Source organism: Nocardia sp. NPDC056952, from assembly GCF_042674185.1.
Lineage (GTDB): Bacteria > Actinomycetota > Actinomycetes > Mycobacteriales > Mycobacteriaceae > Nocardia.
In genome coordinates this window covers 1-6,764 of record NZ_JBHURA010000026.1, presented here as the reverse complement: position 1 = coordinate 6,764, position 6,764 = coordinate 1, and the positions used below count along the sequence as shown (strand labels likewise).

The following is a 6,764-nucleotide window of genomic DNA, read 5'->3' as shown; positions in this document are numbered from 1 at the left end:
CCGAGTAGCGTAACCCTTCTTTTTCCTGCTCATTGAGCGGGCGGACTTGCCTGACCGGACTGCCGAGGTATAGATAGCCGCTCTCCAGTCGTTTACCCGGCGGCACCAGACTTCCGGCACCAATCATCACCTCTTCTTCTACTATTACACCATCCAGCAGGATTGACCCCATGCCGATCAGTACACGATCGCCAATGGTGCAGCCGTGCAGCATCGCTTTATGTCCTACCGTGACTTCCTGGCCAATAATAAGCGGAAAGCCTTGCGGGTTGGACGCCGACTTATGGGTAACGTGCAGTACGCTGCCATCCTGAATATTGCTACGGGCACCAATGCGAACCTGGTTCACGTCGCCGCGAATCGCGACCAGCGGCCAGATACTGACATCATCTTCCATAATGACGTCACCGACGACGACACTACTTGGATCGACCATAACGCGCTGGCCGGTTTGCGGGAAGAGATGTTTATACGGGCGAAGGGGGGAAGTCATCATGTTCTCCTTTATGCTGAATTCATTGCAGCCTGATGCGATTTCAGGCAGCTGACAAGCCTATTCTGGCTTGGATCGCTGGCGATCTCACCAATCTGGATTATTTATAACCACTCAGAAAAAAGATCCAAAAAAAGGGTTGTGCTATGAAGCGGGATCCCTATAATGCGCCTCCATCGACACGGAACACCGGCTTACCGGCCGCCGGGTTGAGAGGCACAGGAGACTGCGCCGCCGGAGAAAAGCTTCTGAAAAAGAGGTTGACTCTGAGGGAGGAAAGCGTAATATACGCCACCTCGCGACAGACGGTTAACCCGCTGCTCGCACTGCTCTTTAACAATTTATCAGACAATCTGTGTGGGCACTCGCAGGATTGATATCAGCGTCTCCGGACGTAAAAAATATCAAGTCTCACGAGTGAACACATAATGAAATTCATTATGACGTTTTACAGATGAGCACCGCTTAACTTGTTTAAGCAAATCAAACTTAAATTGAAGAGTTTGATCATGGCTCAGATTGAACGCTGGCGGCAGGCCTAACACATGCAAGTCGGACGGTAGCACAGAGAGCTTGCTCTTGGGTGACGAGTGGCGGACGGGTGAGTAATGTCTGGGGATCTGCCCGATAGAGGGGGATAACCACTGGAAACGGTGGCTAATACCGCATAACGTCGCAAGACCAAAGAGGGGGACCTTCGGGCCTCTCACTATCGGATGAACCCAGATGGGATTAGCTAGTAGGCGGGGTAATGGCCCACCTAGGCGACGATCCCTAGCTGGTCTGAGAGGATGACCAGCCACACTGGAACTGAGACACGGTCCAGACTCCTACGGGAGGCAGCAGTGGGGAATATTGCACAATGGGCGCAAGCCTGATGCAGCCATGCCGCGTGTATGAAGAAGGCCTTCGGGTTGTAAAGTACTTTCAGCGGGGAGGAAGGCGATGTGGTTAATAACCGCGTCGATTGACGTTACCCGCAGAAGAAGCACCGGCTAACTCCGTGCCAGCAGCCGCGGTAATACGGAGGGTGCAAGCGTTAATCGGAATTACTGGGCGTAAAGCGCACGCAGGCGGTCTGTTAAGTCAGATGTGAAATCCCCGGGCTTAACCTGGGAACTGCATTTGAAACTGGCAGGCTTGAGTCTCGTAGAGGGGGGTAGAATTCCAGGTGTAGCGGTGAAATGCGTAGAGATCTGGAGGAATACCGGTGGCGAAGGCGGCCCCCTGGACGAAGACTGACGCTCAGGTGCGAAAGCGTGGGGAGCAAACAGGATTAGATACCCTGGTAGTCCACGCCGTAAACGATGTCGACTTGGAGGTTGTTCCCTTGAGGAGTGGCTTCCGGAGCTAACGCGTTAAGTCGACCGCCTGGGGAGTACGGCCGCAAGGTTAAAACTCAAATGAATTGACGGGGGCCCGCACAAGCGGTGGAGCATGTGGTTTAATTCGATGCAACGCGAAGAACCTTACCTACTCTTGACATCCAGCGAACTTGGCAGAGATGCCTTGGTGCCTTCGGGAACGCTGAGACAGGTGCTGCATGGCTGTCGTCAGCTCGTGTTGTGAAATGTTGGGTTAAGTCCCGCAACGAGCGCAACCCTTATCCTTTGTTGCCAGCGATTCGGTCGGGAACTCAAAGGAGACTGCCGGTGATAAACCGGAGGAAGGTGGGGATGACGTCAAGTCATCATGGCCCTTACGAGTAGGGCTACACACGTGCTACAATGGCGCATACAAAGAGAAGCGACCTCGCGAGAGCAAGCGGACCTCACAAAGTGCGTCGTAGTCCGGATCGGAGTCTGCAACTCGACTCCGTGAAGTCGGAATCGCTAGTAATCGTGGATCAGAATGCCACGGTGAATACGTTCCCGGGCCTTGTACACACCGCCCGTCACACCATGGGAGTGGGTTGCAAAAGAAGTAGGTAGCTTAACCTTCGGGAGGGCGCTTACCACTTTGTGATTCATGACTGGGGTGAAGTCGTAACAAGGTAACCGTAGGGGAACCTGCGGTTGGATCACCTCCTTACCTGAAGATACCTTCCGGCGCAGTGTCCACACAGATTGTCTGATAAAAAGTAACGAGCAGAAAAAACCTCTACAGGCTTGTAGCTCAGGTGGTTAGAGCGCACCCCTGATAAGGGTGAGGTCGGTGGTTCAAGTCCACTCAGGCCTACCAAATTCGTACTCATGCTGCGTTATGTTTCCGGCTCGCATAGTTCACTATGCTGCGCGAAAACATGCCTTGCCTGAGCACGAATTGCATTTCTTACGGAATGTACTCGGTTGAGTGGTAGTAGTGGTCTCTGCAGTAACTGTATGGGGCTATAGCTCAGCTGGGAGAGCGCCTGCCTTGCACGCAGGAGGTCAGCGGTTCGATCCCGCTTAGCTCCACCATACCGTTTAACTGTTTTTTCTGAAAAATACTTCAGAGCGTACCGGCAACGGTGTGCTGCGAAGTATTATGCTCTTTAACAATCCGGAACAAGCTGAAAATTGAAACGACGCAGCGCGTCATTCCTCCGTAATAAGGAATGGCAAGGCGATGCGTTCGAGTCTCTCAAATGCTTGCAACACGCAGCGCTGAAAAACGCCTGTGGGTTGTGAGGTTAAGCGACTAAGCGTACACGGTGGATGCCCTGGCAGTCAGAGGCGATGAAGGACGTGCTAATCTGCGTAAAGCGACGGTAAGGTGATATGAACCGCTACAGCCGTCGATGTCCGAATGGGGAAACCCGGTGCACTCAGTGCATCATTGCAGCATGAATACATAGTGCTGCAAGGCGAACCGGGGGAACTGAAACATCTAAGTACCCCGAGGAAAAGAAATCAACCGAGATTCCCCCAGTAGCGGCGAGCGAACGGGGAGCAGCCCAGAGCCTGAATCAGCTTGTGTGTTAGTGGAAGCGTCTGGAAAGTCGCAGGGTACAGGGTGATACTCCCGTACACAAAAACACACATGCTGTGAGCTCGATGAGTAAGGCGGGACACGTGGTATCCTGTCTGAATATGGGGGGACCATCCTCCAAGGCTAAATACTCCTGACTGACCGATAGTGAACCAGTACCGTGAGGGAAAGGCGAAAAGAACCCCGGCGAGGGGAGTGAAACAGAACCTGAAACCGTGTACGTACAAGCAGTGGGAGCCTTCTTTATGGGGGTGACTGCGTACCTTTTGTATAATGGGTCAGCGACTTATATTCTGTAGCAAGGTTAACCGTATAGGGGAGCCGCAGGGAAACCGAGTCTTAACTGGGCGTTAAGTTGCAGGGTATAGACCCGAAACCCGGTGATCTAGCCATGGGCAGGTTGAAGGTTGGGTAACACTAACTGGAGGACCGAACCGACTAATGTTGAAAAATTAGCGGATGACCTGTGGCTGGGGGTGAAAGGCCAATCAAACCGGGAGATAGCTGGTTCTCCCCGAAAGCTATTTAGGTAGCGCCTCGTGAACTCATCTTCGGGGGTAGAGCACTGTTTCGGCTAGGGGGCCATCCCGGCTTACCAACCCGATGCAAACTGCGAATACCGAAGAATGTTATCACGGGAGACACACGGCGGGTGCTAACGTCCGTCGTGAAGAGGGAAACAACCCAGACCGCCAGCTAAGGTCCCAAAGTCATGGTTAAGTGGGAAACGATGTGGGAAGGCACAGACAGCCAGGATGTTGGCTTAGAAGCAGCCATCATTTAAAGAAAGCGTAATAGCTCACTGGTCGAGTCGGCCTGCGCGGAAGATGTAACGGGGCTAAACCATGCACCGAAGCTGCGGCAGCGACACTATGTGTTGTTGGGTAGGGGAGCGTTCTGTAAGCCGTCGAAGGTGTGCTGTGAGGCATGCTGGAGGTATCAGAAGTGCGAATGCTGACATAAGTAACGATAAAGCGGGTGAAAAGCCCGCTCGCCGGAAGACCAAGGGTTCCTGTTCAACGTTAATCGGAGCAGGGTGAGTCGACCCCTAAGGCGAGGCCGAAAGGCGTAGTCGATGGGAAACAGGTTAATATTCCTGTACTTGGTGTTACTGCGAAGGGGGGACGGAGAAGGCTATATCAGCCGGGCGACGGTTGTCCCGGTTTAAGCGTGTAGGTGTGTGTTCCAGGCAAATCCGGTTCACTTTACACTGAGGCGTGACGACGAGGCACTACGGTGCTGAAGTGATAAATGCCCTGCTTCCAGGAAAAGCCTCTAAGCATCAGGTAACACAAAATCGTACCCCAAACCGACACAGGTGGTCAGGTAGAGAATACCAAGGCGCTTGAGAGAACTCGGGTGAAGGAACTAGGCAAAATGGTGCCGTAACTTCGGGAGAAGGCACGCTGGCGCGTAGGTGGAGGGACTTGCTCCCCGAGCCGAAGCCAGTCGAAGATACCAGCTGGCTGCAACTGTTTATTAAAAACACAGCACTGTGCAAACACGAAAGTGGACGTATACGGTGTGACGCCTGCCCGGTGCCGGAAGGTTAATTGATGGGGTTATCCGTAAGGAGAAGCTCTTGATCGAAGCCCCGGTAAACGGCGGCCGTAACTATAACGGTCCTAAGGTAGCGAAATTCCTTGTCGGGTAAGTTCCGACCTGCACGAATGGCGTAATGATGGCCAGGCTGTCTCCACCCGAGACTCAGTGAAATTGAACTCGCTGTGAAGATGCAGTGTACCCGCGGCAAGACGGAAAGACCCCGTGAACCTTTACTACAGCTTGACACTGAACATTGAGCCTTGATGTGTAGGATAGGTGGGAGGCTTTGAAGCGCGGACGCCAGTCCGCGTGGAGCCAACCTTGAAATACCACCCTTTAATGTTTGATGTTCTAACGTGGCCCCGTTATCCGGGGTGCGGACAGTGTCTGGTGGGTAGTTTGACTGGGGCGGTCTCCTCCTAAAGCGTAACGGAGGAGCACGAAGGTCAGCTAATCACGGTCGGACATCGTGAGGTTAGTGCAATGGCATAAGCTGGCTTGACTGCGAGAGTGACGGCTCGAGCAGGTGCGAAAGCAGGTCATAGTGATCCGGTGGTTCTGAATGGAAGGGCCATCGCTCAACGGATAAAAGGTACTCCGGGGATAACAGGCTGATACCGCCCAAGAGTTCATATCGACGGCGGTGTTTGGCACCTCGATGTCGGCTCATCACATCCTGGGGCTGAAGTAGGTCCCAAGGGTACGGCTGTTCGCCGTTTAAAGTGGTACGCGAGCTGGGTTTAGAACGTCGTGAGACAGTTCGGTCCCTATCTGCCGTGGGCGCTGGAGAATTGAGGGGGGTTGCTCCTAGTACGAGAGGACCGGAGTGAACGCACCACTGGTGTTCGGGTTGTCATGCCAATGGCATTGCCCGGTAGCTAAGTGCGGAAAAGATAAGTGCTGAAAGCATCTAAGCACGAAACTTGCCCCGAGATGAGTTCTCCCTGACCCCTTGAGAGTCCTGAAGGGACGTTGAAGACGACGACGTTGATAGGCCGGATGTGTAAGCGCAGCGATGCGTTGAGCTAACCGGTACTAATGACCCGTGAGGCTTAACCTTACAACGCCAGAGGCGTTTTTGAGAGACACAATTTTCAGCCTGTACCGGATAAAAATTAGCGGAAACGAAAGATTTTGCGGCGTGACAAGGCGCAGAGCGAGGACGTCAGCGGGAGCATACTGAAGTATGTGACCGGTGTGGCCGAGCGATGGCAACGCGGTCACGGCGTAAAAGATTCGTTTCGTGCACCAAGATTTGCCTGGCGGCTGTAGCGCGGTGGTCCCACCTGACCCCATGCCGAACTCAGAAGTGAAACGCCGTAGCGCCGATGGTAGTGTGGGGTCTCCCCATGCGAGAGTAGGGAACTGCCAGGCATCAAATTAAGACCAGCACGCTGGTCGTGACCACTCCGGTGACGCGGAGCGGGCGAAACACCTGAGGCCCGCAACAGCGGACCTCAGTACAGAATCGGTGGAGCGGTAGTTCAGTTGGTTAGAATACCTGCCTGTCACGCAGGAGGTCGCGGGTTCGAGTCCCGTCCGTTCCGCCACCCTATTTAGGGGCGTAGTTCAATTGGTAGAGCACCGGTCTCCAAAACCGGGTGTTGGGGGTTCGAGTCCCTCCGCCCCTGCCAGAAAACGATCCTTTGCTTCGGCAAAGGATTTTTTTTGCCTGTAAAAAGCCAAAAACAAAAAACCAGCTAAAACGTACTGGCTTTTGACGCGTATTTATCACCCTTTCTGCTGTTAATTCAGCTGTTTTGCCTCACCAGAACCGGAAACTTCAGCAGCTGACGTATATGCGCTTGCTGATCGC

General features: G+C 53.5%; 1 protein-coding gene, 4 tRNA genes and 3 rRNA genes. 7 read left to right on the top strand and 1 reads right to left on the bottom strand.

What is annotated here, in order from left to right; translation table 11 throughout:
• The coding region (locus ACFTS5_RS34125; RefSeq protein ID WP_378639473.1) for a gamma carbonic anhydrase family protein at positions 1 to 493 on the bottom strand (493 nt) is incomplete at its 3' end.
• Positions 494 to 984: 491 nt separating this feature from the next.
• Between ACFTS5_RS34125 and ACFTS5_RS34120 the strand changes: the two genes are divergently transcribed.
• From ACFTS5_RS34120 to ACFTS5_RS34090, 7 genes are all read left to right on the top strand, one after another.
• Positions 985 to 2,524 (top strand): 16S ribosomal RNA (locus ACFTS5_RS34120).
• Between the two features lie 73 nt (positions 2,525 to 2,597).
• A tRNA-Ile gene (locus ACFTS5_RS34115) sits at positions 2,598 to 2,674 on the top strand.
• Between the two features lie 142 nt (positions 2,675 to 2,816).
• Positions 2,817 to 2,892 (top strand) — tRNA-Ala (locus ACFTS5_RS34110).
• A 210-nt stretch (positions 2,893 to 3,102) separates the two neighbouring features.
• Positions 3,103 to 6,008 (top strand): 23S ribosomal RNA (locus ACFTS5_RS34105).
• A gap of 198 nt (positions 6,009 to 6,206) precedes the next feature.
• Positions 6,207 to 6,322, top strand: a 5S ribosomal RNA gene (gene rrf, locus ACFTS5_RS34100).
• The 16S, 23S and 5S rRNA genes sit together here with 4 tRNA genes alongside, the layout of an rRNA operon.
• Positions 6,323 to 6,421: 99 nt before the next feature.
• Positions 6,422 to 6,498 (top strand) — tRNA-Asp (locus tag ACFTS5_RS34095).
• Between the two features lie 8 nt (positions 6,499 to 6,506).
• A tRNA-Trp gene (locus tag ACFTS5_RS34090) sits at positions 6,507 to 6,582 on the top strand.
• The last annotated feature ends 182 nt before the right edge of the window (positions 6,583 to 6,764 follow it).